23 protein-coding genes are annotated in these 25,463 nt (G+C 59.4%); 9 read left to right on the forward strand and 14 right to left on the reverse strand.

Annotated features, from left to right (window positions below):
• Window positions 1–329: 329 nt before the first annotated feature.
• From AB8B02_RS30685 to AB8B02_RS30730, 10 genes are all read right to left on the reverse strand, one after another.
• Window positions 330–794 (reverse strand): DnaA N-terminal domain-containing protein, encoded by a 465-nt coding sequence (locus AB8B02_RS30685; protein ID WP_439065987.1) that lies wholly within the window; start codon window positions 792–794, stop codon window positions 330–332.
• Entirely contained in the window at window positions 791–1,495 is a 705-nt protein-coding gene (locus AB8B02_RS30690) for a hypothetical protein (protein ID WP_439065988.1), read from the reverse strand. The genes AB8B02_RS30685 and AB8B02_RS30690 overlap by 4 nt, the downstream gene beginning before the upstream one ends.
• Window positions 1,496–1,588: 93 nt before the next feature.
• Entirely contained in the window at window positions 1,589–1,816 is a 228-nt protein-coding gene (locus AB8B02_RS30695; protein ID WP_439065989.1) for a DNA-binding protein, read from the reverse strand.
• A 101-nt stretch (window positions 1,817–1,917) separates the two neighbouring features.
• Window positions 1,918–2,592, reverse strand: coding sequence for a hypothetical protein (locus AB8B02_RS30700; RefSeq protein WP_439065990.1), 675 nt, complete (start codon window positions 2,590–2,592; stop codon window positions 1,918–1,920).
• Window positions 2,593–2,953: 361 nt separating this feature from the next.
• Window positions 2,954–4,186 carry a plasmid replication protein RepC gene (gene repC, locus AB8B02_RS30705; protein ID WP_439065991.1) on the reverse strand — a complete coding sequence of 411 codons (1,233 nt, stop codon included), beginning with the start codon at window positions 4,184–4,186 and terminating at the stop codon, window positions 2,954–2,956.
• A 223-nt stretch (window positions 4,187–4,409) separates the two neighbouring features.
• Window positions 4,410–5,435 (reverse strand): plasmid partitioning protein RepB, encoded by a 1,026-nt coding sequence (gene repB / locus AB8B02_RS30710; RefSeq protein WP_439065992.1) that lies wholly within the window; start codon window positions 5,433–5,435, stop codon window positions 4,410–4,412.
• Window positions 5,436–5,437: 2 nt separating this feature from the next.
• Window positions 5,438–6,640 (reverse strand): plasmid partitioning protein RepA, encoded by a 1,203-nt coding sequence (gene repA, locus AB8B02_RS30715; RefSeq protein WP_439065993.1) that lies wholly within the window; start codon window positions 6,638–6,640, stop codon window positions 5,438–5,440.
• A 244-nt stretch (window positions 6,641–6,884) separates the two neighbouring features.
• On the reverse strand, window positions 6,885–7,319 hold the full coding sequence (locus tag AB8B02_RS30720) for a type II toxin-antitoxin system VapC family toxin (RefSeq protein WP_439065994.1): 435 nt from the start codon (window positions 7,317–7,319) through the stop codon (window positions 6,885–6,887).
• The gene (locus AB8B02_RS30725; protein WP_439065995.1) at window positions 7,316–7,588 is read right to left on the reverse strand and encodes a type II toxin-antitoxin system Phd/YefM family antitoxin; all 273 of its coding nucleotides are present in this window, start codon (window positions 7,586–7,588) and stop codon (window positions 7,316–7,318) included. The genes AB8B02_RS30720 and AB8B02_RS30725 overlap by 4 nt, the downstream gene beginning before the upstream one ends.
• 111 nt (window positions 7,589–7,699) lie before the next feature.
• Window positions 7,700–8,839: a site-specific integrase gene (locus AB8B02_RS30730; protein WP_439065996.1), complete on the reverse strand. Its 1,140-nt coding sequence runs from the start codon at window positions 8,837–8,839 to the stop codon at window positions 7,700–7,702.
• 122 nt (window positions 8,840–8,961) lie between these two features.
• Here AB8B02_RS30730 and AB8B02_RS30735 point away from each other — a divergent pair, with 122 nt between their 5' ends.
• From AB8B02_RS30735 to AB8B02_RS30745, 3 genes are all read left to right on the forward strand, one after another.
• The gene (locus tag AB8B02_RS30735) at window positions 8,962–9,903 is read left to right on the forward strand and encodes a DUF1403 family protein (protein WP_439065997.1); all 942 of its coding nucleotides are present in this window, start codon (window positions 8,962–8,964) and stop codon (window positions 9,901–9,903) included.
• 1 nt (window position 9,904) lies between these two features.
• The gene (scpB, locus tag AB8B02_RS30740) at window positions 9,905–10,561 is read left to right on the forward strand and encodes an SMC-Scp complex subunit ScpB (RefSeq protein WP_439065998.1); all 657 of its coding nucleotides are present in this window, start codon (window positions 9,905–9,907) and stop codon (window positions 10,559–10,561) included.
• A gap of 316 nt (window positions 10,562–10,877) precedes the next feature.
• On the forward strand, window positions 10,878–11,141 hold the full coding sequence (locus AB8B02_RS30745) for a ribbon-helix-helix domain-containing protein (RefSeq protein WP_439065999.1): 264 nt from the start codon (window positions 10,878–10,880) through the stop codon (window positions 11,139–11,141).
• Window positions 11,142–12,598: 1,457 nt separating this feature from the next.
• Here the strand turns inward: AB8B02_RS30745 and AB8B02_RS30750 are convergent.
• Window positions 12,599–12,865, reverse strand: a complete 267-nt coding sequence (locus AB8B02_RS30750) for a hypothetical protein (protein WP_439066000.1) — start codon at window positions 12,863–12,865, stop codon at window positions 12,599–12,601.
• Between the two features lie 696 nt (window positions 12,866–13,561).
• Between AB8B02_RS30750 and AB8B02_RS30755 the strand changes: the two genes are divergently transcribed.
• Window positions 13,562–13,852, forward strand: a complete 291-nt coding sequence (locus AB8B02_RS30755; RefSeq protein ID WP_439066001.1) for an HdeA/HdeB family chaperone — start codon at window positions 13,562–13,564, stop codon at window positions 13,850–13,852.
• Window positions 13,853–13,916: 64 nt separating this feature from the next.
• Entirely contained in the window at window positions 13,917–14,174 is a 258-nt protein-coding gene (locus AB8B02_RS30760) for an HdeA/HdeB family chaperone (protein ID WP_439066002.1), read from the forward strand.
• 1,650 nt (window positions 14,175–15,824) lie between these two features.
• On the opposite strand, the gene AB8B02_RS30765 is transcribed toward AB8B02_RS30760, so the two are convergent.
• Window positions 15,825–16,574, reverse strand: a complete 750-nt coding sequence (locus tag AB8B02_RS30765) for an outer membrane protein (protein ID WP_439066009.1) — start codon at window positions 16,572–16,574, stop codon at window positions 15,825–15,827.
• A gap of 481 nt (window positions 16,575–17,055) precedes the next feature.
• A complete protein-coding gene (locus AB8B02_RS30770; protein WP_439066003.1) occupies window positions 17,056–18,654 on the reverse strand; it encodes a winged helix-turn-helix domain-containing protein in 1,599 nt (532 codons plus the stop codon).
• Between the two features lie 641 nt (window positions 18,655–19,295).
• Here AB8B02_RS30770 and AB8B02_RS30775 point away from each other — a divergent pair.
• The 4 genes from AB8B02_RS30775 to AB8B02_RS30790 all read left to right on the forward strand — a co-directional run bounded on the left by AB8B02_RS30775 (window position 19,296) and on the right by AB8B02_RS30790 (window position 24,323).
• Entirely contained in the window at window positions 19,296–22,511 is a 3,216-nt protein-coding gene (locus AB8B02_RS30775) for an autotransporter outer membrane beta-barrel domain-containing protein (RefSeq protein WP_439066004.1), read from the forward strand.
• A gap of 819 nt (window positions 22,512–23,330) precedes the next feature.
• A complete protein-coding gene (locus AB8B02_RS30780; RefSeq protein ID WP_439066005.1) occupies window positions 23,331–23,489 on the forward strand; it encodes a hypothetical protein in 159 nt (52 codons plus the stop codon).
• 212 nt (window positions 23,490–23,701) lie between these two features.
• On the forward strand, window positions 23,702–24,073 hold the full coding sequence (locus AB8B02_RS30785) for a response regulator (protein ID WP_439066006.1): 372 nt from the start codon (window positions 23,702–23,704) through the stop codon (window positions 24,071–24,073).
• 43 nt (window positions 24,074–24,116) lie between these two features.
• A complete protein-coding gene (locus AB8B02_RS30790) occupies window positions 24,117–24,323 on the forward strand; it encodes a hypothetical protein (protein WP_439066007.1) in 207 nt (68 codons plus the stop codon).
• Between the two features lie 574 nt (window positions 24,324–24,897).
• Here AB8B02_RS30790 and AB8B02_RS30795 read toward each other — a convergent pair.
• Window positions 24,898–25,463 (reverse strand): HWE histidine kinase domain-containing protein (locus AB8B02_RS30795; protein ID WP_439066008.1); only part of this gene is annotated, 566 nt, incomplete at its 5' end.

Consider the following 25,463-nt stretch of genomic DNA (forward strand, 5'->3'; position numbering starts at 1 on the left):
CTCTAGAAGAGTCTCTTTCGAACAATCAACACGGGGGCGACTGGGCAATGCGTGCAGACGCGTGCATCACAAGTGTTCGCGTGTACCGCTTGCGAGGTGATCTACTGGCGAAATTCCAGGGGCTGCGACCCCGTGTAATGCAAAAAACCGAGCATACGGTCCCTACGCCCGGGGGGCCTCCCCAAAAACCTGCTGTCGTGCCCTGCCCCGCAGCGCTGCGAGAGCGGGCAAGAGCCGGTTTGGGCATGTGAGGCGCCATCAAGCCGATTGAGGCGCATTGACGGGCCTTCTTTCACCCTGCCCTCGCCTACTTCAGCGGCACACATCAGTTAATCAGGACTCTGATGCTGGACAGGGCGAACCACCACCCGCACGACACTGGGCTGCTCGGCTTGCCACTCATCGAGCAGCGGCACACCGAATTGGGCGGTGATGTAGTTAGCTGTGAACCTTTTTGGCGCCGCCAGCGTCACGATATCCGCCGTTTCGTCAACAAAGCTCAGCTTCATGATCCAGGCGGCACACTTATCATCGCCGAGCCGCACCCGGAGACGCGACGCCACGGCGGCCAGTAAGGGGTGCATGTCGGGCCGCTCGAACGGATCGGAGCGAACAACGGGCACAGCTGTGTCTGGTGTGTCTAGCTGCTTTATTTGGTCAGATCGCCCATCGTCTTCCATAACGCGCACTAGTCCCTCGATGAGCTTGCCCAGCAATTTCGCATCGGCATCATCGACCTTGCGCAGTGTGTCCGCCAGGCGAAACAGACGGTCCGTTGAAATGCTGCCTGTCATGAGACCCTCCCGGCCAACAGCTCAAGCCGAACCTTTGCCAGGCCTTCTTCAGATAGTCTGCCCGATCGCTGCTGAGCGGTAAGCTGGTCGAGCCTGCCAGGGCTAAGTTTCTGGAGCATTCCCCAACCCAGCTCGACATCGCCTTCGCCAAGCCGGCTGGCGACTTGCGATTGCAGCTCCTGGGTTTGGAGAGGCGGTGAAGTTGAAGGGGGTCGCGCGCGCGCAGCAGTAGAGCTCGCTTCAAGAAGAGAAGGTTTAATATAATCAGTACTTAGTACTTTCATTTCTTTATATGCAGCCGCCTTACCCGGCGCCGGGTCAGCCGGAGCCGGGTATTCAGGCTGAGGTAGAAAAGCCACAGGTTCTGTGACGACGTCGGCATCCTCATCATCGATGTCCGTTACCGGTTCGGGCTCGTCACGGACGACGTACTCGAGGGCGACGATTACGCCAGTTTCATTGCGGACAACTTCCCGGGTGACGTAGCCGGCAGCAATTAGCGAGCGGAAGATCCGCTGCATGCGATCTTTGCCGACTTTCATCACATATCCGACCTGCGAAAGACTCACCTTCCAAGTGGGCGGGCGTGACAGCAGGTAACCTAAAACGCCCTTCTCATCGGCGCCGATCCGACCGTCTTCCCAGACCGCGTTCGGGAACGCTGCGTAGCGAGAATTGTGTTTTCTTCTGATAATTGTCATCGACGCTCGTTCCGTTCGGGCGACTGGGGGATCGACGCACCCTCGCGGGGCGCGCGCCTGCATGCAGCGGGAAGGGTTATGAAAGAGACACTCTCAGTCACGAGTCTCGTCCTGACATCCACCGGCCGCCGACATGGTCCCTTGCCGCCGTTCCCATTCGATGATCTCGACTTCATAAAAATAGCGACGACCACGAATCAGCGTGGGTCTCGGGAAGCCGAGAGTTTCGTCGTTCAGCCAGCGAGCCAGCGTCCGGTCTGTTTTGCCGTAACGCTTCCATACTGCTGGCGCTGGCAGCATATTATCTTTGGTTGGGGCCATCTTCCGCTCTTGTCAGTGATTGACTGCGAGTCGAACGATGAACCAGCCGGTGCTGCCGCGAACAGGAAGAATAATTGAGAAAAACGAAGAATAATGGGGCGTTACTCAAGGCTCTGATAGCGCTTCCGATATTGCCGCGATAACCGAATAATAATGCTCTCTTTCGTAATTCCCTCGAGTGCAAACAACCCTCCGAGCACCACTTGGCGAGCGGCATCGGTTGCGGACTTTGCGCGTCTCGATTCAATCAAACGGTGCATTTCGTCCACAGCCGCGGCGTCGGCGGCTTGGTAGCCCGTGCCCTTTGGTCTGCCGGCATTTTTCCGTTCTGCGGCCGCTAAGGGTGGCGGGGCTGTATCGGCAGTCGCCGGCCAGATCGCATACAAATGCGGTTCGGAAATCACGACGCCAAAAGCCTGGATGGACGGACTGTACATCGTCGCCGCCGGGAATTTCCGCCCACTGGTTTCCCACACGCCCCACTGGGTCACGCTCGTGGACTCTTTTTGCGATACAGATGAACGACCCCAATCAACGACAAAATGTTTCCATTGATCAGGCGTGAGATAGTGGTCACGCGCCACCGGCGGTGCCGCCTGCTTTACCAATCGATGCGGCACCAAATGATAGAGTGCTGCGCGGGAGGCGATTTTGGCATTCACAAGAGCATCACGGAGCGCGGTCTCAGCCAGCGGCGGAGAGTGCCGATAGGTCACGACGTGTTCTAACGCAGAGCGCAGATTGATCCAACGAGGGGAAGCAATCGAACTTTTCAACCCACCCTACTCCGAAATCCGAATTGCTCCCAATTAGCATGCTGCTTCACGATTCGAAGCAGGTCGCTACGCAGTTGCGCGCCGCTCATGGCTGCACTCCCCCGTCCTGGCCGGTGCGAAGAATTGTTCAACTTCGGAACATTTCTTGAGACCAAACTTTGCAGGAAAACTGTTCCGGAGAGGAACAGTTTCGGCCAACGTCATCGTTTAGTGCTGTACTCTTCAAGAACAGCACTTGCGGCTTTACCGATGCCCGCGTCCCCGTAACCTGTTCCGGCGCGGAACAGGTTTTGTCGATGCTGCCCCGCTCCCGCTCGCGCGCCCGATTGAGCGGATTACTCGTGAGCTGATCGGCCATGCGTCACGCCCGCCGCTTTTCACGAAGCTTCGAATTGATCTGCGACATCAAAATCGGACCGAGTGAGAATTCCCCGTCCCTCGCCTTCTGCGTCAACCCGCGCAGGTAGCCGCCGGCGGATCTGATCGCCTCGCCGCGCTGCAGGATGCACGCAACAACAATCGCGGCCGGCGTTTCTCCGAGCACCTTTTCGGCCTCCTCCCAAGCGCTTGGACTGATCCCCAGCATCGACCGGATGACCGCGGCGGTGGCGAGAAAATCGCGCCAGTTCGCAATTCCGCTCTTCGCGTAATCGACGATGTCGGGGCAGGCGTTCAGCACCATCCCTAACGGATAGGTCGCTTCCACCCTCGCCTCTGCCCGCGGCTTTGTCTCGAGAATTTCAGCCCTGCCTTCTGCAAGGCTAGGTTCAAGATCAATAAGGGGGTCTGTATTTGAACTCTGTATGTGACGCTCGGAATGGGACTCATTGGCGCTCGTATTCTTGGATTTAATGTGTGTTTCGAGAAGATTGAGGACATCGTCAGCAAGCTGCGAAAGCTCCTCGGCGATCGGCTCCAACTCTTGCCTGGTCGCCGTGCGCGGAATCCCATCCACGATGGAGCGGAAGGCCGTGTGGACCTCCTGCCAGTCGGCGGGGCCCTGCCCTCCGCTGCGTGTCGGGACATCATCCTCGATGCCCGTAGCGATCATCTTGGCGATGTCCCGCCGGCAAAGCGTGATCCGCTCACGGACAAGCTTGAGCGCCCGCGCTTCTGCCTGGATCTCGGCGGCGAGGCCTGCGAACTCTTCCGATCGAACAACCAGCGGAGACAGGTCGAAGCCGAAGGCGAATTCGATCTCACCTGCGGTACCCTTGCGGGCGTAGCGCTTGCCGTTCGGGCTATCGCGCCGAACGACCAAGCCGGCATCGACCAGCACGGCAAGATGACGCCGTAACGTGGATGCCGGCATCCCGTGCGCGCGCAACGACAATTGATGGTTGGACGGGAAGACGATCAGATCGCCCTCACCCGTCAACGTGGTCTCGGGATGGAATGTCAGGAGCGCGTTCAGCACCGAGAGCGATCGCTCGGAAACCGCGAGCCTTGGTCGGGCGGCACAGATGGTCTGATAGACCTTCCATTTGTGCACGACCTTCTCAGGTGGCCTCTCAGTGGCCACCATCTGGCTTGCCACATGGGCAAGCGTCAGCGACCGCCGCCCAAAGGGCGTCGTGGGGGAATGTGACTGCATGTCATTGCCTCAGTTAGGGCAAAGAAAATGCGCTCGTCAAAACGACGCCGTCTCTCACGAGAGACTTGACTACGATTCGCGGAGGTGATTCTCTGTCAGTCGCCAAACACGACAGAGGCTTCCGGGACGGTGACGTTTCGGGGGCCTTTTCTTTTGCCTTTGATTCTCCGGGTTGGTTGCGGGTCTTGATCCGGTCGGCTCATTCCGCCGGACAAGCTGGGATTCACGCCGACTGGTCGCCGGCTTTAAATTCATCATAAAGCTTCTGCAGCCGCTCCTTGACGAAGTCGCCAAACTTCGGCGCAACGCGATCGTCAAATGAGAGGGTAAGCTTCTTACCCTCACGCGATACTTTGGCGGCCTGGGTCCCGTCATCGGCGGTCCAAGCTTCGGCGCGTGCGCGAGCTATCCGCCCGCGCACGCCAGCGGCAACCGTTTCAAAACGTCGATCAGTGTCCATCGCAGCGAAAGTGGGTGAGTTCACAATTTCAACAGCCCGGCCGCGCTTGTCGTCATCTTGTAGGAGGTCGCTTAACTCCTGCCAGCGCACACGGCCGATGGCCGGCGCTGGTCCAATAGCGTCAATCACCAATGCGGGCACACGAGTGGCCACGGCGATAAGCCGGGAAAGAGCAGCCTTGTCGACGTTAAGCGAAGCCATAATGACCTCGCGCGAAAATTTACGATCTTCAAGGCGCGCAGCAAATCGCGCTCGCTCGATAAAGGTAAGATCCGTACGACCGCTGTTCTCCTGACCCTGTGCAATAACTAATTGCTCATCCGTGAGGGGTCGAACTACTGCCCTCACCTTGATATTGAGCTCGCGAGCGGCCCTCAGGCGGCGATGACCGAATGCGACTTCATAGCGTTCCGGTTCTCGAGTGTGGGGACGAACAAGAATAGGAACATTCTGACCGTGTTGGCGGATGAGCTCGCGAAACGCTGCGAATTGTTCCTCTGCTCCCTCCATCCGGTCTGCAATAAACGAGTTATCGATGAGGCCAGGATCCAGTTCGACAATAACCTGCCCTTCGATGAGCTTCTGTTCGATTTCGTCCGCCCGTTTGACCTTCTCCGAAATGCCGCCCAGTGACTGTGATATGGCACCCAGCGCGCCCGACTGCTTGATCGTGCGCTCAAGCCCGAGGAGAGGGCGCGTGCGTAGCGCTGTCCCCTCACGCGCTTCCGGTGCGGCTACTGCCGGGGCGTCTTCGCTTGCAGGTGGGTCGAAGTTGATTTTTCGCGCCATAATCAGCTCCTGCCCCAGACCTGTCTAATCAGTCCTTCGATTTCGCCGTTCACTTCGTCGAGCGCTTCAATTGCCCGGTCATACGTGCCGCGCGTGAACTGCTGTCGTTCAACCTCATAAAGGGTTTGCTTAGTGAGCCCTGCATCCGCAATGGCAGTGCTCTTCACCATCGGGTGGGTCAGCACGCGCGAACCAAAAATCGAGCGCATGAGGCCAACCATTGTCGTTTGTGGGCCGTCGCTAGGCTCGTACCTGGTAACCAGGTATCGCATCCAATCGTACTGGGTTGCGCCACCGGCATTTGCTACGACATCGAGCAGACTTCCGGTCATATTAAGAAACTGAGACATCGACATTACGTCGAGCATCTGTGGGTGAACGGTGATCAAAACCGACGTTGCAGCACAGAGTGCCGACAGTGTGAGAAAGCCTAGCTGCGGCGGGCAATCGATCACGACAACATCATACGCGTCGCTGACTTGCGCTAACGCCTCGCCAATCCTCGCGAAGAACATTGAATCATCGCTCTGCCTCGTCATCAGCGCCTTTGGCGTCTCATGCTCGAACTCCATAAGTTCGAGTTGACCCGGGACGAGGTGGAGGTTGGGAATGTAGGTACCACGCACAATCTCCGCCATTTGGCGGCGTTCAGCGTCGTAGCGGATAGCGCCATAAATCGTTTCGTTCTCGCCGACATCGAGTTCGGGCTGATGTCCAAACAGGGTCGAAAGACTGGCTTGCGGATCGAGGTCTATTGCAAGGACGCGGTAACCTCGAAAAGCAAGGTATTGGGCGAGGTGAGCCGTGGTGGTGGTCTTACCGCTACCACCCTTAAAGTTCATGACGGAGATGACTTGGAGTGCCTCAGAATCTCGCCGGTGAGGCACGTAGCGACGCCCCCCCTTGCTCGCGCCATCGAGATTGCTGCGGAGGGCGTCGACGTCCTCGATCGAGTAACTTCGGCGGCTGTTAGCCGGCGCAGCCGGCCCCTTCCCTTCAGCGACAAGCTGCCGCAAATACCCTTCAGCGATGCCAATGAAGCGGGCCGTTTCAGCTGAGGAAAATCGGCGGATAGTCTTTTCAGCGGCCGGCGGAAAATCACGAAGTTGCTGAGCGCGTAAGCGTGTAGACAGCTCTTCTGCATCTGCGTTGATGAGTGACCGCAAATCTTGGAAATTATGATCTAGGGACTTTGAAATCGGCATATCGGATCATCTCTGCATCTGCGGAAATTTGAGCAGTTGGCCCAAAAATGCGCTGATCCACACTAATGCCCGATTCTTGCGCCCCCGCAAGTATTATTGAGTTAACAAGCGGTTAACAGCGTGGCCGCAGATAGTACCGCCACACCTGTTGTACGCGTACAACTGAACGCCGTTTTCCTCCGAGTGGTACGCTGACAACTGAACTGCCAGACGGCCACCGACTGCTTCGGAAGCCTCACGTGCATCATATCGAAGGCTCGTCGATCCAAGGGTTGAACACCGGCACCCCCAGTGGAACGAAATCCTTGGTATTGCGCGTGACAAGAACAAGCTCGCGGACGAGAGCCGTCGCGGCGAAAAATCCATCCATGACAGAGAGCGCTACACCGCTCTTTCGCGCGTAAGCCATTAGATCCCCCCAGCGCTCAGCAATCTGGGAATCGATCGGGATGATGCGCTCACCGAAGCGAGCAGGCAAATCCTCAGCGAGCCAGACCGACAACGTGTCACGGCGCCTGCCCTCATCCATAAGCGCCACCCCGCGCTTCAACTCAGCGATTGACGCGACGCTGATGAAGGCCCGGTCTTCGTCTAACGCATCCAGCCACCCTAGAACCTTTAGGTCCGGAGCAGGTCGACGAACTTCCGAGAGCACGTTGGTATCAAGCAACACGTTCACAGATCGATGTCTCGTGGCTGATCGTGAAGACGCTCCAGATCGAGATCAGAATCTCGGAGTGGCGACTGCATCAAAAACTCTGCCAACGAGCCCTTTCGGATGGTCTTGCGCGCCCACTCGTCAGCCGAGACAACGACGACGCTGGGTTTGCCATGCCGGGTGATAATTTGCGGATCGGTTTGGGCTCGCTCAATCACTTCGGAAAACCTCGCCTTTGCGCCTGCAACGGTCCACAGGTCCGACCCGCTTGTTGAAGCTGTTTGGGACATTACAACCACGCTCCCTAACTAATATGACTAGTATGACTATAATGAGCGCCTCGTCGATTTTCAATCGCGTCCCGGCCCAGCTACCTCCGCCTGAGGATGACCGACTTCTGACTACAGCCCTGCCGCTTTGGTCAGATTGACCCGGAACCGATCTCGGCGCCGCTGGTACTTCCGGGTCTGTTCGGCGCCGGCGTGGCCGAGCTGCTTCTGGACGTAGCGTTCGTCGACCTCGGCGGAGGAAGCCAGGCCGGCGCGCAGCGAATGCCCGGCGAACTTGCTCTCCCGGTCGCCTTCATCCAGATCGGCGCGGACGCCGGCAGCGAGCGCGGCCCGCTTGACCAACCGGGCGACCTCCTGGTCGTGCAGCCGATCCGGGCCGACCTCCCTGCCCTGGCCGGTGACCCGGCGGAACAGCGGGCCGTGGCCGATGCGGGCGAGGTTCAACCAGGTCTGCAGCGCCGTGACCGGGCAGGTGACATCCGACGAGCCACGGCCGATCTCGATCTCGCGCCAGCCGTTCTTACCGCGCAGAGTGACAAGCATGCCCTTCTCAAAGATCTCGACCCAGCCGCGGCCGTCCTCGGTGTCGTCCCGGTGCAGATCGAGGCCGACGATCTCCGAGCGCCGCAGCCCGCCGGCAAAACCGAGCAGCAGCATGGCGCGGTCGCGCATCCCGCGCAGGGTGCCGCGCCCCAGCGTCTCCAGCATGGCGATGATGTCCTCGGGCAGCACGGCGTCTTTCTGCCGGGGCGGGGCGCCATGGGTGTTGCGGATGCCGGCCATCACGGTGGCGATGTGGCAGTCGGCCCGGTCCAGCGCAGTGCCGCGCTGCGTGCAATGCCAACTCAGCGCCGACAGTCGGCGCTCGATGGTAGACACCGAATTCGGCAGGCCATCGGCGGCCGCGGCGCCAGAGGCACAGGCGGTGACGTAAAGGCCGACGGTCTGCGGCGAGGGCGGTAGCACCTCGAGGTCATGGCGGCGGCACCAGGCGGCAAAATGCGTCCAGTCGGCGGCATAGGCGCGGCGGGTATTGGCGGAGCTTGCGGCATCGACATAGTCGCGGGCGCGGTCGGCCAGCCGGGCGAGCTGCGGCGGCATCCGGAGATCTCTGGCCGGGACGGGCAGGGTGCTGGGGCCGTCACCCGCCGGGTCTGCGACCGCACGATCGCCGGCGGCGGCCGCGCCGTCAGGCAGAGCGGCGCCGTCTGAAGTCTCGGATTCGGCGCTGGAGGGGGCGTCAGGACTCATGCCAGCGACTATTGGCAAAACGAACGATAAGGCAACATTATCACTCGTTTTTATTAACCATAACCTGGGGCGGTTTGGGCAGATTTTATGGCGCAAAGCGCCGCGCTCACCTACGCTGCGGCATGTCTTCTCGCGTCCGCCTGATTCCCGCACCGCCCCGCCGCTTCCCGCCGATGCCGGGCTGGGCGCGGCTGCGCGATATCCCAGGCCGCGCCGACGATGCGCCATTTGTGGCAGGCGCAGCGCTGGCGGCGCTGCACCCGATCGCGCGCGACGAGCATCTGCTTGGCACGTTATGGCGCCAGCGCCTCGCGCTCACATGCGCGGCTAGGCTGGCCGGGCAGGGCGGCCGCACGGAAGACGAAGCGATGCTGCGTGATCACTGGTATCTGCGCCAGAGCAGCGACGATCCGGGCCCCGCCGGGCAGCTGCTTGGCGCCTGGCGCCGGCTCGGGACCGGCAAGGCGCTCACGCTGAAGGAGACTTGGCCGACGATGCTGCCGGCGCTGCTGGCTTTCCGCGACGATGAGGCACTGCAGCAGGCGATCGCATGCGCGCTCGCGCAGTGCATCGGCGGCGGCAATCCGGTGCAGGCCGCCGCGGCAACGGCGGCGATGAGCCTGCGGCTGCGACCGGACTGCTGGCCGCTGGCGCTGTGGCTCGCCGATGCCGTGCTCGCCCATCACCTCAGCTGGCCGGCGCCGGTGCCATTGCTGGCGGCCCATCTCACCGGCAATGGTCTGCGCCGGGCGGCAACCAACTGCGATGAGCAAGGCTGGATGCGGGCCTGCAGCCTGGCTTATGCCTGCGCCGCGGCGGCCGCATGGGATCGCTATGCAGAACTCGGACACCGCGCCGATCGCTTGCTCGCCGCGGCGCCGAAACTGCGCGGCCGGGATGCCGACACCATGGTGGCGACCTTGCTCAGCGAAGACGCGCAACCGGCGCGGGGAGGGCAGACCGCCAGCGATCGCTCCAGCCGCCGGCTGTTCGAACGCCTGGTGTCGCTCGGCGTCGTCCGCGAACTGACCGGGCGGCCGACCTTCAGACTGTACGGGCTGTAGGATGGGACGCCGACCAAGAGCCAACGTTACGCTGGACACCACGCTGACGGATCTGCCGAGCGCGCTGCGCTGGCGCGAATGGATGGGCCGCGTCGAAGCGGTGATCTTTGCATCACCCGAGCCGGTCACCCGCGCCATGCTGGCGAAGGTCGTCGGACCCGACTGTAATCTCGATCTGATCATCGATGACATCCAGGCCGAGCTGCGCGGCCGGCCCTATGAGCTGGTCGCCGTCGCCGGCGGCTGGCAGCACCGCACCCGCAAACAATTTGCGGACGCGATCCGTACCGCGACCGGGGCAGGGGAGCCCAGCAGCCCGCTGTCGGCGAGCGAGATGCAGGTGCTGCTGTGTGTGGGATATTTCCAGCCGATCACCCGCGCCGAGCTCGGCCGGTTCTTTGGCAAAGAGATCAGCCGTGATGTGATCGGGCATTTGCGCAGGCTTGACCTGATCGGCTCCGGTCCGCGGGCGCCGCAACCCGGCGCGCCCTACACCTATGTGACCACCAAGGCATTCCTGGCGCAGTTCGGGTTCGACACGTTGCGCGATCTGCCGGACATCGAGGCGCTCGAGGATGCCGGCCTGCTCAGCAAAGACAGGCTGTTCGCGACGGACACGGGTGAAGTGGTCTATGGCAACGACCACGACGAGCATTAGTGCTGCTCAAATTAGGAGCCGGACTCATTCCGGTTTTATCTGGCTGCTGACCCAGACTCCCGGTCCTGCTGCAGGTGACGCTTGGGATCGCGGTCAGACCGTTCAGAAACGGCTTTTTGCGCTGCACGCCACATCCAGAAAAAAGCCAAGAAACAATAGGGAGCGCCGAAATACATCACCGTCGCTAGGCAGCGTCTCTCCGCGAACTCGTGTGGTGCGTCCCCATGCAGACGAAGGAGTTGTTGAAAGCCAATTTGCTATAGGGTTAGCTTCTTAAGCCACCTACCATGAGCGGGAAAAGCCAGGGAGCAGTCAGATGAAGTCTCCGGTAGCTAAAAGGTCAATTGTCGTCGGCGGCCACAAGACGAGCGTCAGCTTGGAAGAAGCGTTCTGGAGCGGCATCAAGGAAATCGCGGATGCCCGCAGGATCACAATGTCCAATCTGGTGAGCGAGATCGACCGCAAACGGGATCAGGGAAATCTGTCGTCCGCTATTCGACTTCAAGTCCTCGCGCATTATCGCAGTCAGATTCCATCCTCTGATCTGCCAGCCGGCTTTGCCAACGAACTCAGGCAGTAGAACCAGAGGTCTTCGGCCATGATGTAAGGCCCATCCAGGTCGAGACCGCATTGTTTATTTACTCGCCGTGGCGATCGAGCCGGGCAGCGCACTGTCCGCGGGCGAGATGCGCGTCCTGCTGTATGTGTGATATTTCCAGCCGATCAACTTTGGCAAGCTAGCTCGGTTGTTCGGCAAGAGATCGGCCGCGATGTGATCGGCATTTGCGCCGACTGGACTTGATAGGCTCCGGTCGGCGGGCCCCCGGCCGAGCGCACCTGCACCTACGTCACCACAATGGCATTCCAGACGCTCGGTTTGAACTTGCACACCTGCCGGACATAAAAGCCGACCTAAGCCTGTTCAGTAAGGACAATCTATACGCGGGATATATTACTGCTGGTTGCCAGGCATAGAGGATCCATAATTGTGAGAGTCCGCAACGCGCGGCCAAACCATCCCAGAAGCGCAAGTTTGCTCGACTGAGTGGATGATCTCACCCAGTCCAGCAACCTCGGCTTTACTGGCAATTATACATAATGCCATCGCCGCCCTTAATCGCAGTGCCCGGCGTACAGCCGATACCATTGCGCGCAGCGTAGTCGCTCCAGCTCGCATAGCTGAATCCGGGGCCGCTCCATGGCCCATCATAATGGTAGGCCCTCACGGCGTACCAAGGCAGCCCAGCCGCAGTGTAGTAGTGGCTTCCGAGATAACCTCTCCTGATGTAAACGCGGGTCTGTGCCCCCGCCTGACTAACTGTCAGCGATAAGCCACTTTGCTCAGTCCAGCCCGGCGACAGCAGCGTCGCAGAAGCCAGGCTTGCAGCAGCAATAACCATTGTTCGCAGAGTCGTTCTCATACCTTTTTCCTCCGTTGCGCTCGTCCCCATCTTCAATCCTTAATACTGCAGCGGAGATTACGTTGATCTAGATCAACCAATTTTCTAGGGCGAGGAATGTGCTTCAACATGGGGCGGGCAGCGGTAATGGAGAAACCCATGAAGCAGGCAAATCTGATTAAGGCTTCGGTTGCGATCGCGACCTTTGTGTGTGCCGCCTTGTTGTCATTCAGCTGGTCTGAGCAACACGGCGTATCGCTCTTAGTCGATAACGCGGAGGCAAGGGTCGGTCGGCCACTGACGCCAGTAAGCGTCGCCGGAGTTGCGCGCCGACAAAACCGGCGGACCGCATACGGGTATGGCGGAAGTGTTGTGCGGGCGGGAGTCGGTGTTGCCGCCGTTGGCACAGCAGCAGCCGTTGCTGCCAATCAGCCTTGGGGAGAGGGCCGCGGTCCTTCCTTAGGTACCGGATACTACGACGGTCCCCTCTCTGCCCGGACGTCTTACCAGGATAGCTATGCTAGCGGCCCTTATTGTACTCCTGGCGCGCTTTATGTTGCGTCGGATAGCTTAGTGCAGGTGTGTCGGTAAGCTTGACTGAAGAAACGGCGGCTTGGGAGCCGCCGTTTTATCCCCACTAAGTCGCTGCGCCGTTCTCATCTGACTGCCCAGTCCCTTGACTTGCTTCAAACCAAGCAAAAATCTTTTCCGACGGAATTCCCACTCTTGGACGATGGGGATTGATTGTGCCCGCGGACACGATCAGACCAGCGTCGACCTTCTGTCGCGCAAATTCTTTCGCTTCCGCCTCGGTTTCAAAAATCTTACTTAGTCGAGGGTTACGCCGTGGCACCAAAGTGCTGCTTTTGGGCACTTCAAATGTGACGTACCAGATGTAAGTCATCTTGGCCCAAATACGACAAAGCTCTAGCATCGCAAATTCTTGCGAAAACGCCTCGGTTGCACCGACTTACATCAACCAGCGTCTTGCCATGACTCATCGGATGCAATTCTCGCGAGCAAATGGTGACCTAGATCAATGAAACCGTATTTCCACACGCGAGGTTCAAGCGGTTGCGCAGCTGAAACATATGGGTCTGCACGCTGCAGGTGCTCCTTGCAGGAATGATCTGCGGCCTGCATCTGAAATGACCGTGCGTCGTCCAGGCGAGCCGCCACGTCGTGAAGACGTAGTGAATCAATCTGTTGCCGTAATCAATCGGAATCGGGGATCTTACTGGTAGGCAGCGCAGACACCGGCCTGCCATCGCACACATCTACGAACTGCACGGCGAGTTTGGCGGACAGTCGTACGCGCGACGCATATACCGTCTATTCGCGTTCGGCCGGGGCCGCACCCGATCGCGATTTCATGCAGCATAGCGTCTGGTCGAGGGACGGGCGTCGGTGTCATGCCATATGCGGAAGACACGAACGATAACCCAAGCAAAATTAATGCTGCTGATCTGAACATTATTCTTCTCCACCGATAGTCCGTCGGGCGGACGGCTCATTGCATAAGAAGTGTTGTGCCGACTATTGATGTAGATCAACACTTGTCCCGGCCGACCCACGAAAGTGCTCGCATCAGGAGCCCATCATGAAGAAGCTGTCCTACTTTCCCCTCCTCGGTATACTTTTGTCATCAACGACGCATGCTCAAGTAACCGTGGACATGGCCCGCGTTAGCTGCGCGCAGTATATGGCGCTGTCAGCGTCAGACTCAGCTGTCTTCTCGGCATGGATGAGTGGCTGGTTCAATCAGAAGTCCGGCTATGTCTACGTTGACCTGGATGCATATGCCAAGAATGTCGCGAACCTAAAGTCTTGGTGCGCTTCCAATCCAAGCCAAACGGTTATGTCGGGACTTCAGCGGTCGATAAGCCGATAGCGCAATCATAACAAAGAACGGTGATAGTATGAGCAGGCACATTGTGTCATGTTTGGTTGTGTTAATGGGCATCGGACTTTTGCCGGCCAACGCGCAGGTTATACTCGACCTTTCGCAGGTCACTTGCGGGCAATTTTTGAAGATAGATGCGGAACGCCAAGCGCTGGTGGGCTGGTGGATGAGCGGATATTTCAGCGCGACCAAGAATCTCAACGAGCTGGATCTACGATATGTCAAACGTAACGCTAAGGTGGTCACTGAGTACTGTAAAAAGAACAAGAGCAACACCGTTATGATTGCGATGCAAAAGAACTGGCGATAAGAACTCCGGATTGCGCTAGCCACGCCGGCGACAACACAGCGAGATATTCGCTGACCCGTCGCATCTGGACGGGAGAATCGGGGCCGCCGTCGGCGCGAAGCGGCCGGGGTGAAGATTTTGGCCGCGCTCGCCGAGCCAGCTGACACCCCGAAGTTGCTTACATCAGGTGCATTCCGATCTCTCAGTTTCGACCGGACTTCCATCTGCTGAGTGCGATCTGCCCCAGGAAAACTCGCTCATTCCCGCCAGGGATTACAGAGAATCTGAGCTCAAACTGGACTATCGATGGAAAGGCAATAAGGACGAGCGGCGCGACGACTTCATGCGCTGCACGGGGCGGACATCAAGGGTAAGCGCTACCCGCGTGACTTTTTCGCGACCAGCCCCCATCCGAAACTCCGCTCTCACTAAGCGATCGCCAAGACTAATCGCGACTGATGTCTCAGCGATCTCCGCGTGGCCCATCCATTAATCGGCAAAAAGCAGCCATTGCGCCCTTGAAGACAGGCAAATCGTTTCATCGGCCTGCGCTAGGCAGTGCTCGGATTCCTTGCGGAACCACTTTGCGTCCCGGACGGCAAACATGGCGTCAACCTCAGATGACCAAGGTCCCTCAACACTGAGCCACATTAACCTATGTAATTCGCCGCACAACACGATTGTTAGGAAGCCGATAGAGGCCTCACTAAGTAGGGCAGAACCATTGCCATTAATTGCCTCGAATTGTGCTGCGGGCTTTCAATTTGTTCTAGACCGTTTTTCCGGCCCGGTTGCCCCTTGATGGCGCAAGCTGCCCACTCTGCAGGATGCGATCCTGCCTTCGGACGCCGACTGAGGGGCTCGGCATGATCCAAGGGGAGCCCGGCGAACGCCCAACGTTGCTTGATTGGCATACTCACACCTGATCATTGTACGATCCGACGCCGGCTACCGCCCCGTTGTGGAAGCAATCAGGCATACAATCAGGCATTTTGTGCTGGAATTCGAAAGTCGTGCTTACAAAAGCGCGAGAGAAACGCCGCGCGAGCTCGGCTGTTCACACGGAACTAATGCTACGAACTATCGCCGCACGCCAACGCCGTTAAGGCACGTTCAAATTGTCGCCTGCATTAGGACTGACTGCAGCGCGCGCCACCGGGCGGGGTCTGCGCGCGACGCCGGCGCGCGCAATGCAACTCAGCGGGTACCCGACCTACTGACAATACACAACGGCCCTAGCCGGCGCGCGACCAACAGCGACGCCAGTAAGTCCTAACAGTACGTGACAGCAGACCCCGCAATAGTTGCAGACTTTATCGCGCGACCCTTTCTGGAATGCATTTCTGACCTCTTCTTGCTTGCGGGCTGGAAGTTGGTCGGAGCCGCCTTCAGTGCAGCAAAAAGCTAGGATGAGTACCAAAGGTTCCGTGACGTAGATCGAGGGATCTCTGCTAGACAGGCAAGAGTAGAGGCCTCCGAAACGTGACGTCCGGCCGGATTATTTTAAACCGAAGTCGCCGGGGTCCGTTTCCCTACGCACGCGCGATTTCACCATTTGCAAGGTGCGCGCAGGTCTGTCGCAAGTAAACGCTATGTAACTCATTGTCGCAAATTCACTGCTGTGAAGGGCCGGACAGTGGCCGGTCCTTCACGCGTTGATGCGTCGATTAGTCAGTACTTGGCAACCACACTACCCGGGCCGCCGAAGCGATAATTTATGCGTAGCGTGACTAGATCGACGTCTTGTCCAATCCGGTTAGCTGCACCGGCTAGAATGGGATTGGGCACCGAGAACGAGTTATTTGCATCCCCCATGAAGAGACGATCGTATTCGATACCGAAGGACCAGTTTGGCGCGAAGCCATATTCCCATCCGATACCAACGACGCCGCCCCATCGAGTTGCGCTAGCCGACGCCACGTTGATGCCGCTCGCCGTATTCCATACGTCCAGGCGGCTTCTTGCGGTCGCAGCGCCGCCTTTCAGGTAAAATAGGGAGGCATTCCAAGCATAACCAATCTGGCCCGTGATGAGGCCAAGCGCATCCACTTTGACGCCCGTCGAATAGACAGGGTTGAGTGTACTAACGCTGGATCCCGTGAGATCCGCCCAATCGCCTTGACCTTCGAGGCCGAAGACAAATTGTCCAGACTGCCAACGATAACCGACCTGACCACCAAAAACCCCTCCCGAGCGGTCGGCACAGCCGTCTGCGATCGTTGCACCAGCCAATGGGACAATACCCCAGCAGTTGCGGCTAGATCCCCAGCCGCCATTGATGCCGATATAGAAACCTGTCCAATCATAAACGGCGGCCACGAGAGCAGGTGGTGCTTTGTATGCTCGCACAGGAAGATCAGCAGCCATAGCCGGTGCTGACATCACAAGAAGTCCAATAGCAGCTAGCAAGTGCCTTTTCATGATCTGCATCCTCGCTTCTTCAGAAGAATGGGTCACTGTTCAAGCAACATAGGCGTCGCGCATAGAATGACGCGTGCCAGAATGGCAACACTCAAGCCAATTTACTCTCCGGCGGGTCATTTTGCATTGCTGCTCATCCTGCCGTTAAGCCGCGGTTCTGACTGCGGCCAGACAGTCCAACGGAATGGGATAACGATCATCGCAGGACTGAAGGCTCGCCAATGGCCGGATCCGGCCTTTGCAAAGAAGTTTGCCGGCGGTCGCCTTCGTACATCGTCGCAGCTTCCGACATTCCATAACATCCGACGGGCGAATGTCCGATGTCGGACGCAAAGCGGACACGTCTACTCACGCCCGCGCGCAGCCGATTTCCGTCGTAGGTAAATCTCGGGTCTCGACCGCGTAGATGACTTCAGGTCATCGCGGCTGCGCGATCTCCCAGCGCTCCATGATGGCCCAGATGAGCCAACTGGAGCCGCGGTCACGCATCAACGATAAGGCCGGTGCCGGCCGGGACGATAGGCGGAATCGCCACTGCACCGTGCAGACGCATCGCATGCGCGACTAACCCGCGCATGACATTCGCGCGTGCTGTTCGTGCGATGAGATGACGCACTGAGGTGAAATAGACATACTCGAGTGCATTGCGGACGCCGATAGAGCCGGCCGCGGTCAGCGTCTTCTCCACGGCCTCTGACAGCGGCTGATCGGCGGCCGTCATGGTCATGCCGATCATCACGACAAGCGCGGGGCTGTGAGGAATATCGTAGGTGAAGGTGTTGGCGGCATCGAGCGCGCTGCGATCGCCCGACGCCAGCAACGCGATGCATTTCAGCACGCGCAGATAGAGCAGGAACGCGGACTCCGGATCGGCCATCTCGATGCCGCGGTCGAACAGGATGACGGCTTCCTTGAAGTTGCCCCGTGCCTGCCGCAACTGACCCATCAGGGGCAGCGCGGCCGCGAAGTCGGCCGTGCGTGCGAAGGCGCGATCGGCGAGATCCTCGGCGAGGTCGAGATGACCGCGATGGACGAAATACAACACCTTGGCGGCCGCCAGCATCAGCAGCGGATTGTTCTCGATCGCCGGCAGACAATCCAGCGCCGTGGCCTCGATCTCGCCCTCGATCTCGGCGCGTTCTTCGCTGCTGATGCCGGTGAAGGGATCCGCGAGCACGAGGCGCGCGAACAGATGCAGGCACCATTGCAGCGCAATGTCGGGATCGGCCGGATTTTGCGCACGCGCTGCGCTGAGCTCCTGGCCCTTCTTGAGCCAGGCCGGACTGGACGACGACAGCAGGGTCGACGCCTTGCGCAGGCGGACATCCAGCGGTTGGTCGGACGGCGTGCCGAGGCCCGCCGATGCGTGGGTGAGCGCGTTTCGCAGCTCGATGATCGTGCCGTGCGAAACCCGGGTCGCTTCTGACGCAAAGGATGCGCTGTCGGCGAGATCGAGGCGAAACGCCCTGACGATGCGTTTTGACGGCATCTCGCGCAGCGCCGCCGTGCAATCGAGGCGATCGCCGGCGGTCTGAAAGCTCACCTGCAATAAATAGCGCAGCCCGCTTGAGACGCCGTGGCGCCAGTCGTCGACGATGACGATTGTCTGCGCGGGCGACAGGTCGATGGCGATTCCGTCGCGCAAGCGATCGAGTAGTTGTGAAGCCCTCGGGTCGATGCGCGCGCCTTGTTCAGCAAAGGCCGGAACGATGGCGAGATAGGCATCGATCGGTCCCGTCAGCGGCGCTGCGACCGGCACCGCCGACGGCTCGGCGATCCAGACATAGCCCTCACCATATTGCGTAGCGATGTAACGGGGCATCTTGGCGCTGTCGTTGAGTTTGGTGCGCAGACGGTTGACCAGGAAATCGATGTTGCGATCGGAAGACTCGTTCTCCGGCGACGCGATCTCCTCAATCAGCCGGCTGCGCGACATCAACTGGTGCGGGTTGCGCGAAAAGGCAAGCAACAGGGCGCGCTCGTTGCGGGTGAACTGGATGGTTGTGCCGCCGCGTCGCGCGAACAGGCAGGTTTCGTCCAGGATCAGCTCTCCGAAAGTGGGACCTTGCGCTTTGCTCATTCCAAACTCCAGTCGCGCTTTTCGACCTGGCACCGAAACCGAGCATCGGTTTCGCAACGGAGGATTCTGCGCTTATCTACTTCTTACCCTGCCACCGTCTGGAAGCGCCACCGTCAGGATGCGGCCAGTTGTCCTGCGCAACTTGGTTCTAAGTCGACAGGAAGGCCGCCGCCGGTTCTGTTGGTCGGCGCTCGCTGCTCGCAATAACGGGGATAAGCACGAGCCCTACAGCACATGCAGCACGATGGCGCCGACAAAGGCGATGGCCGCAGACTGCGACAAGGCTCAGCTGACGGACGCACGCGGTCATGGCGGTGCCACCCTGTTGCGTGTGTCAGCGCGTGTCGACGCCGAATCGAGCCGGGGTTCCGTCAGGCATGCACAACAACGACATATCGGTATTTTCACGCCTTCTATCTGCTACACGCATCGCGTGTGGAATGTTGCGGCATTGTTCTTGAATTGTCGAGTAATTGTTAGAAAGTGAGCTCTTTCAGACACTTGCATCACATGTTTTGGGCAGAAGCCATTATTAATGGTTGTGGAGGTGCCCCGGTCCGTTGTTGAACTCCATCGTGACATGCGCCGCAGGCGTGAAATCGATGGGGGCGAACGTGCAGTTTGGTCGGGGACAGCGGTTGATGCAGCGCGCTACGGGCGCGGCTCTGGTGGTCGGCGTGACAATCACCACGGCAACACTGGCGCAAGCCGCATGTACGCCTGGCGCCGTCGATGCAACCACACCTGCGCCGGGCACGACGGTGACCTGCGACCTGACGACCACCGAACAGAATTCGCCCAATGGCTACGGCACCGGCAATCAAACGGGCATCACGATCAACGTCCTCAATAACGCGTCGGTGCAGGGATCAACGCTCGGAGCCAGTCACGGCATCTGGGTCGGCGATGCCGTGATCAACAACGGTGTCGGCTCCACGATCCTGGGCTGGACGAACGGCATCGTCGGCGCAACCGGCTCTCTCGCTGTGACCAATGAGGGTTCGATCACCGGCACGAACGGGACTGCCATCACCGCGGCCACCGGCGTGACGCTGACCAATCACGCGACTGGCGCCATCTCCGGTCAAGTGGACGGCGTCGCTTCGACCAGCGGCGCCGTCAACGCCGACAATTCAGGAAGCATCACCGGAACGACCGGTAACGGCATCAGTGCGGCCTCCGACGTGACGGTGACCAATCATGCCGGCGGTGTCATCTCAGGTGCCAACGGCGTCGTTTCGACCAACGGCGGCATTACCCTCGATAATGCCGGAAGCATCACCGGCACGACCACGGCCGGCATCGATGTCCTCAACGGCGGCACGGTGATCAACCGGGCTGGCGGTGTCATTTCCGGTCCGACAATCGGAATATTCGGGCGTGGTGGTTCGCTCAACCTCGACAATTCAGGAACCATTACGGTCGGAGGCGCGGGCACGGTAGCCGCCTCCTCTCAAAGTAATCTGACGCTGATCAACCGGGCCGGCGCAACGATCAACGGCAACGTCATCGCGGGGGCCGATATGGTCGCGCAGAATTCCGGATATCTCGGTGGGGTCAGCGGCGCGACAGGCACGGTGCTCAATACGGAAACGGGCGTGATCGGGCTGTTGGGCGGCGTGCTGAATACCAACAATTTCGGCATCATCAACAGAGTCTTCGGGAGTGGCACGCTGGTCAATCACGCCGGCGCAAGTATCTCCGCGAGCTTCCCCGATACCGCCATCACTGCTGCGAACCTGTCCCTCACCAATTTCGGAACGATTTCATCAGGCGGCTCCGGCATTGCCGTTGTCGGCGGCGGACTGCAGCTTGTCAACAACGCGGGAGCAAGTATCAGCGCCGCTGGGGTCGCGATTTACGGAGATGTCTCAAGCACCGGCGTGTCGATCTTCAACGCTGGCACCATCCGCGGCGGCACCGACCCCTTGTTCTTCGGCGCAGCGATGCTTTTCCAAAGCGGCGGCAACACGCTCACGCTGGCGCCAACCTCCGTCATCTCAGGCCAGGTCCTCGCTCCCGTTGGCAGCAACACATTGCAGCTCGGTGGTACCGGCACCGGAAGCTTCGATATCTCGCAGCTCGGCTTGGACCCAGCACTTCAATATGTCGGATTCACTACCTTCAACAAGATCGACAGCTCGCTGTGGTCGCTGACCGGTACGTCGCTTTATACCGGCTCCGTCAACGTCAATGGCGGCACGCTCGCGGTGAACGGCAATCTCGCTGCCGCCAGCCTGCTCACGGTCAATGCCGGCGGCATACTCGGCGGCAATGGTGTGCTCGGCGCCACCGTCATTAATGGCGGCACGCTGGCGCCCGGCAATTCCATCGGCACGCTCACCATCGGCAGCCTGACCATGACCGCGGCCTCGACCTATCTGGTGCAGGTCTCCGGCACGTTGTCGGACAAGACGATCGTGACGGGTACAGCCACCATCGCCGGCAAGGTCAGTGTCGATCCGCTGGCGCGTCTCGCATCCACCACGACCTATACGATCTTCAATGCGGGCACGCTCAGTGGCACATTCGACAGCGCTTCCTTGACCAATAATTTCGGCCGCAATGCACGGCTGAGCTATGTCGGCAACGACGTGCTGCTGACCCTCGATCCCGGTTTGCTCAACCCGAGCCTGCCCGGTAATGCCTCGATCAACCACAGGAACGTCGCCACCGGAATCGACAACGCGCTCGAGGCCGGTGCGATCATGCCTGCGTCGTTCAACGGGCTTTTCGTGCTGACCGGCAACAATCTCCTCAATGCCCTGACGCAAATCTCGGGCGAGACCATCACCGGCGCGCAACAGACCACCTTCGATGCCATGACCCAGTTCATGGGCGTGATGTCGGATCCCTTCACCGCTGGCCGCGGCGGCACTGCACCGGGTGCTTCGGCTTTCGCTGCCGACGACGACGCGCTCGCTTATACGCCGGACGGCCGCAAGCGCTCGCGCGGTGAGCGGGATGCCTTTGCGATGTTCACCAAGGCGCCGCCGCGCGCCTATGAGGCACGCTGGAACGCGTGGGCCGCCGGCTTCGGCGGTTCGCGCACCACCGATGGCAATACGGCCCTCGGCTCGAACCGCACCACCGGCAACATCGCCGGCGCTGCCGTCGGCGCCGACTACTGGTTCTCGCCGTCGACCGTGGCCGGCTTCGCGCTTGCCGGTGGCGGCACCAGTTTCTCGGTAGCAAATGGCGGCAATGGCCGGTCCGATCTATTCCAGGCCGGCGCGTTCGTCCGCCACAGCTTCGCGTCGTCCTACATCACCGCGACCGCAGCCTATGGCTGGCAGGATATCAGCACCGATCGTCTGATCACGGCTGTCGGCACCGAACGCCTGCGCGCAAACTTCAGCGCCAATGCGTATTCGGGCCGTATCGAAGGCGGCAATCGCTGGCTGATGCCGACGTTGGGTGGCATCGGCGTAACGCCCTATGCGGCGATGCAGGTCACGGCGTTCGACCTGCCGGGCTACTCGGAAACATCCGCCAACGGAGCCGGCGGCTTCGCTCTGAATTACGCGGCGAAGACCGTGACCTCGACGCGCACCGAACTCGGCCTGCGCGGCGACAAGTCCTTCGCCGTCAACGATGCGCTTCTCACGCTGCGCGGCCGTGCCGCATGGGCGCATGACTACAACAACGACCGCAACGTCAGCGCCGTGTTCCAGTCGCTGCCCGGTTCGACCTTCACCGTGAACGGCGCCCGCGCTGCCCACAATGCGGCGCTGACTTCGGCCTCGGCTGAAATGTCCTTCAAAGGCGGCTGGTCGGTTGCGGCCACCTTCGATGGCGAATTCTCCGACGTCAGCCGCAGCTACGCGGGCAAGGGGGTGGTGCGTTACGCCTGGTAGCGCTAGCAGCCCGCTTCGCGGGCTCCCACCGCATTGCCAAATTACGGCTAGATCGGGCAGCCTGCCCCGGAGCGCTTCCGTCCCTTGGCTCGGCGAAAACGCTCCGCCTGTTTTCGCCGCTGAGCTGCCGCAGTAGGACCGCGCCAAAATAATCTCGGACCGTATCCTTAGCCGTGCATTCCATAACACTCGAAGGACGAATGCCTCGTGTAGCAGCAAAGCTAGAATGTCAGCACTGAGCAAAGTTCAGATGTCAGTTTCCTGTCCTTTTGGGAACGCTGGAGGCTGTCGTTTCGATGAGCGTGGTGTTGATGAACAAGCGCGAGCTAAACCGTCTTGATGTTCTCGCACGGTTGAACAGTAACAGGCTGACGGTTGCGGCTGCGCCTGGGCTAATGAACGTCACGCCACGGCAGACTTATCGGCTTTTGAGCCGCTATCGCGACGGCGGAGCGCCGCCGATCACAACAGCACGCTTATCCCCGCCGGCATCAGCGCCCGCCTCAGCGAACATATCCGGCTTGGTCTCCACCTTGACGGAGACCTTTCCGCCAACGCCGACCGCATCGGGGGAGTGCAGATCAGGGTCAGCTTCTGAAAGGCTGTTTGCTGCACTGGAGAACCGCAGCCCAACATTGACTGCCGATTAAGGCATAGGAAATAGCGCAGGGCCGTTGGCAAGGTCGATGCCGACGTCTTCTAGCAGGCCATCTCCGGCACACCCCCTTCGGACCGGTCAGGCTCGGCGCCGCTGGGGGAAATTATCCTCAATTGGTGACTTGACCCACGTCACCCCGGAGGCGCCGTGACGAGGTAAACATGAAAATCAAAATTCGCGAAACACCGGTCCAAGAGATGCGGCGTCTAACGGCGCTTGCTCGAGAAACACAAGACTCTGTTACTCGGGCTGACTACTATCGCGAGGCCGAGCGTTGCCGTACTGACATCAAGGAAAAAATAGCGCGCGAGTTTAAGTGATCGCTGGGCAGTTTACCGTATCGCAATGCGACCGGTCTGCCGTCATCCCACCTCGCTTTTGCTCAACTCGCGTCAATTCAGACCAATCTTTCCATTACTAGGGCGGCTAAGCATCGAAGGTTTATTGGAACTTTTCGGCTCCGCATCAATTGTAGCGCGACCGTCGCCTCCGACAGTCAAGGGGGCGCATCAGTGGACGACTTCCAGTAATCTTGCTCGTTGAAGACGAAGAGCTGATCCGAAACATAGTCGAAGAGACGTTGGATGACGGCGGATTCAAAGTCGTCCTGGCTGACACCGGCGAAGAAGCGGTCAGGCTACTCGGCAGTTCCGGATCAAAATATCGCGCGCTTGTGACTGACATAAAATTAGGTCGCGGCACGCTATCAGGGTGGGATGTGGCCAGGCATGCGAGATCGGTCGACCCTGAACTGGCGGTCGTGTATATGACCGGCGATAGTGCCGCGGAATGGAGCTCCCAAGGAGTACCGAACAGCGTGCTTCTGACCAAACCCTTTGCGCCTGCTCAGCTTTTGACAGCGGTAGCGCAACTTCTCAACATTGGCGGCCAAAACCCTTCTTGATACGCTTCTCCTTAGATTTACGATGTTTGCAGCCGAGATTTTCATGACCTATAGCGATCAGATTGAAGCAGCTATCGCCGATCGCGACATCGACAGGCTGATCAAATTTGCATACGGCGATACATGCAGATGCACTACCGTTAAAGGTGAACCGATGTGCGTCTGCAAAATGTTAGCGGCAGCGCTTCGCTCTAAAGTTGTTCCGCGTTCGCTGTTCCAAAACAGAATTGAGCGCGCTCCCTCGATCTGAGCGAGCTCTGCCTCCCTTGATAGCAACTTGTTTGAAGAATATTATGTAGGGCGGATATTGTAATTGATGACGTGCTGCCATGCCGCGCACCCGAACACCACCATGTCCAAATTGCGGAGCCACCACTGACTGGATCAGATGCTCTCTGCCGGAAAAGGGCTTCGTTGTGCATTCCTACGGATGCCCGAAGTGCAGCTTCATCAATACCGCCGTTGAGCCAGATCCCGCGATCCAAGCCGCAGGCTGGTTGAAGGGTGAGCTTCGGCCGCTGGAGAAATAGCCGTGGGCAGGCGACTCCTTGCGAAGCAATGGGACACGGAAGACGTTGCCAAGCTGAAAGCACTGGTCGACAGCGGAGCGTCTGCTCTACGTGCTGCAGCAGCGCTCGACCGGCCCATTACGTCAGTCAAAAGGAAGGCGTACGATTTGGGTATTCAGCTGCCAGGCGTACGCAAGATAAGGGCCGATCTGCGAGCCAAGGGTGCTATCGAGGATCGACGACACCGATAACCCGCTGTGGCAGCTTCTGGGTGCGAAGCGGACCTTCGATCAGGTGGCGATCGGCTATGCAAGTTCAAACTAAAAGGCGTTGCAGCGGAATGCTCAGCTTTAGCCTAAGACCGTTTCTCAGCCAGTCATGCTCGATCCGACCTCCCAGTTCTCCGGTCACACTGCGGTCGATGAGAGTGCTACCAAAGCCGCGCGTCTGCGGTGTTATATTAATTTCGGGACCGCCAGTTTCGTCCCAGTCTAGACTGAAGTAGTCACCGCTCGCGTTCCATGTGACATGGATCGAACCATCCGGCCGAGACAGGGCCCCGTACTTGACCGCATTCGTCGCCGTCTCGTGCAACACTAAAGCAAGGCCCGTCACGGCCCTTGCTCCCACTGGCACGTTGGGTCCGCTTATGACGATGCGGTCAGGCGAGCCATCTTCATAAGGCTGCAACACTGTGCGCACCAGCGCGTCCATCGTTGTCTGCTCGCTCTCGTGCTCAGTACCCATGATACCTGGACGGACAAGATCCTTGGCTCGCAACAGCGCGTCCAATCGGCCACGAAGAGCTTGAGCCATCTCCTTTGGGCTTCCGGCACTCCGTGCACTCAGACTAATCATTGCGTGGAAATTGGCGAAAATGT

The sequence above is a fragment of the Tardiphaga sp. 862_B3_N4_1 genome (genome assembly GCF_051811085.1).
Lineage (GTDB): Bacteria > Pseudomonadota > Alphaproteobacteria > Rhizobiales > Xanthobacteraceae > Tardiphaga > Tardiphaga robiniae.

Excerpts from the sequence above, each read along its gene's own strand:
- repB (WP_439065992.1), bottom strand. The coding sequence starts at position 5,435 with ATGGCGCGAAAAATCAACTTCGACCCACCTGCAAGCGAAGACGCCCCG.
- AB8B02_RS30770 (WP_439066003.1), bottom strand. The coding sequence starts at position 18,654 with ATGAGCAAAGCGCAAGGTCCCACTTTCGGAGAGCTGATCCTGGACGAA.
- AB8B02_RS30780 (WP_439066005.1), top strand. The coding sequence starts at position 23,331 with ATGAAAATCAAAATTCGCGAAACACCGGTCCAAGAGATGCGGCGTCTA.
- AB8B02_RS30735 (WP_439065997.1), top strand. The coding sequence starts at position 8,962 with ATGTCTTCTCGCGTCCGCCTGATTCCCGCACCGCCCCGCCGCTTCCCG.
- AB8B02_RS30765 (WP_439066009.1), bottom strand. The coding sequence starts at position 16,574 with ATGAAAAGGCACTTGCTAGCTGCTATTGGACTTCTTGTGATGTCAGCA.
- AB8B02_RS30760 (WP_439066002.1), top strand. The coding sequence starts at position 13,917 with ATGGGCATCGGACTTTTGCCGGCCAACGCGCAGGTTATACTCGACCTT.
- AB8B02_RS30725 (WP_439065995.1), bottom strand. The coding sequence starts at position 7,588 with ATGTCCCAAACAGCTTCAACAAGCGGGTCGGACCTGTGGACCGTTGCA.
- repA (WP_439065993.1), bottom strand. The coding sequence starts at position 6,640 with ATGCCGATTTCAAAGTCCCTAGATCATAATTTCCAAGATTTGCGGTCA.
- AB8B02_RS30745 (WP_439065999.1), top strand. The coding sequence starts at position 10,878 with ATGAAGTCTCCGGTAGCTAAAAGGTCAATTGTCGTCGGCGGCCACAAG.
- AB8B02_RS30755 (WP_439066001.1), top strand. The coding sequence starts at position 13,562 with ATGAAGAAGCTGTCCTACTTTCCCCTCCTCGGTATACTTTTGTCATCA.
- AB8B02_RS30690 (WP_439065988.1), bottom strand. The coding sequence starts at position 1,495 with ATGACAATTATCAGAAGAAAACACAATTCTCGCTACGCAGCGTTCCCG.
- scpB (WP_439065998.1), top strand. The coding sequence starts at position 9,905 with ATGGGACGCCGACCAAGAGCCAACGTTACGCTGGACACCACGCTGACG.
- AB8B02_RS30695 (WP_439065989.1), bottom strand. The coding sequence starts at position 1,816 with ATGGCCCCAACCAAAGATAATATGCTGCCAGCGCCAGCAGTATGGAAG.
- AB8B02_RS30730 (WP_439065996.1), bottom strand. The coding sequence starts at position 8,839 with ATGAGTCCTGACGCCCCCTCCAGCGCCGAATCCGAGACTTCAGACGGC.
- AB8B02_RS30790 (WP_439066007.1), top strand. The coding sequence starts at position 24,117 with ATGACCTATAGCGATCAGATTGAAGCAGCTATCGCCGATCGCGACATC.
- AB8B02_RS30750 (WP_439066000.1), bottom strand. The coding sequence starts at position 12,865 with ATGACTTACATCTGGTACGTCACATTTGAAGTGCCCAAAAGCAGCACT.
- AB8B02_RS30685 (WP_439065987.1), bottom strand. The coding sequence starts at position 794 with ATGACAGGCAGCATTTCAACGGACCGTCTGTTTCGCCTGGCGGACACA.
- AB8B02_RS30775 (WP_439066004.1), top strand. The coding sequence starts at position 19,296 with ATGCAGCGCGCTACGGGCGCGGCTCTGGTGGTCGGCGTGACAATCACC.
- repC (WP_439065991.1), bottom strand. The coding sequence starts at position 4,186 with ATGCAGTCACATTCCCCCACGACGCCCTTTGGGCGGCGGTCGCTGACG.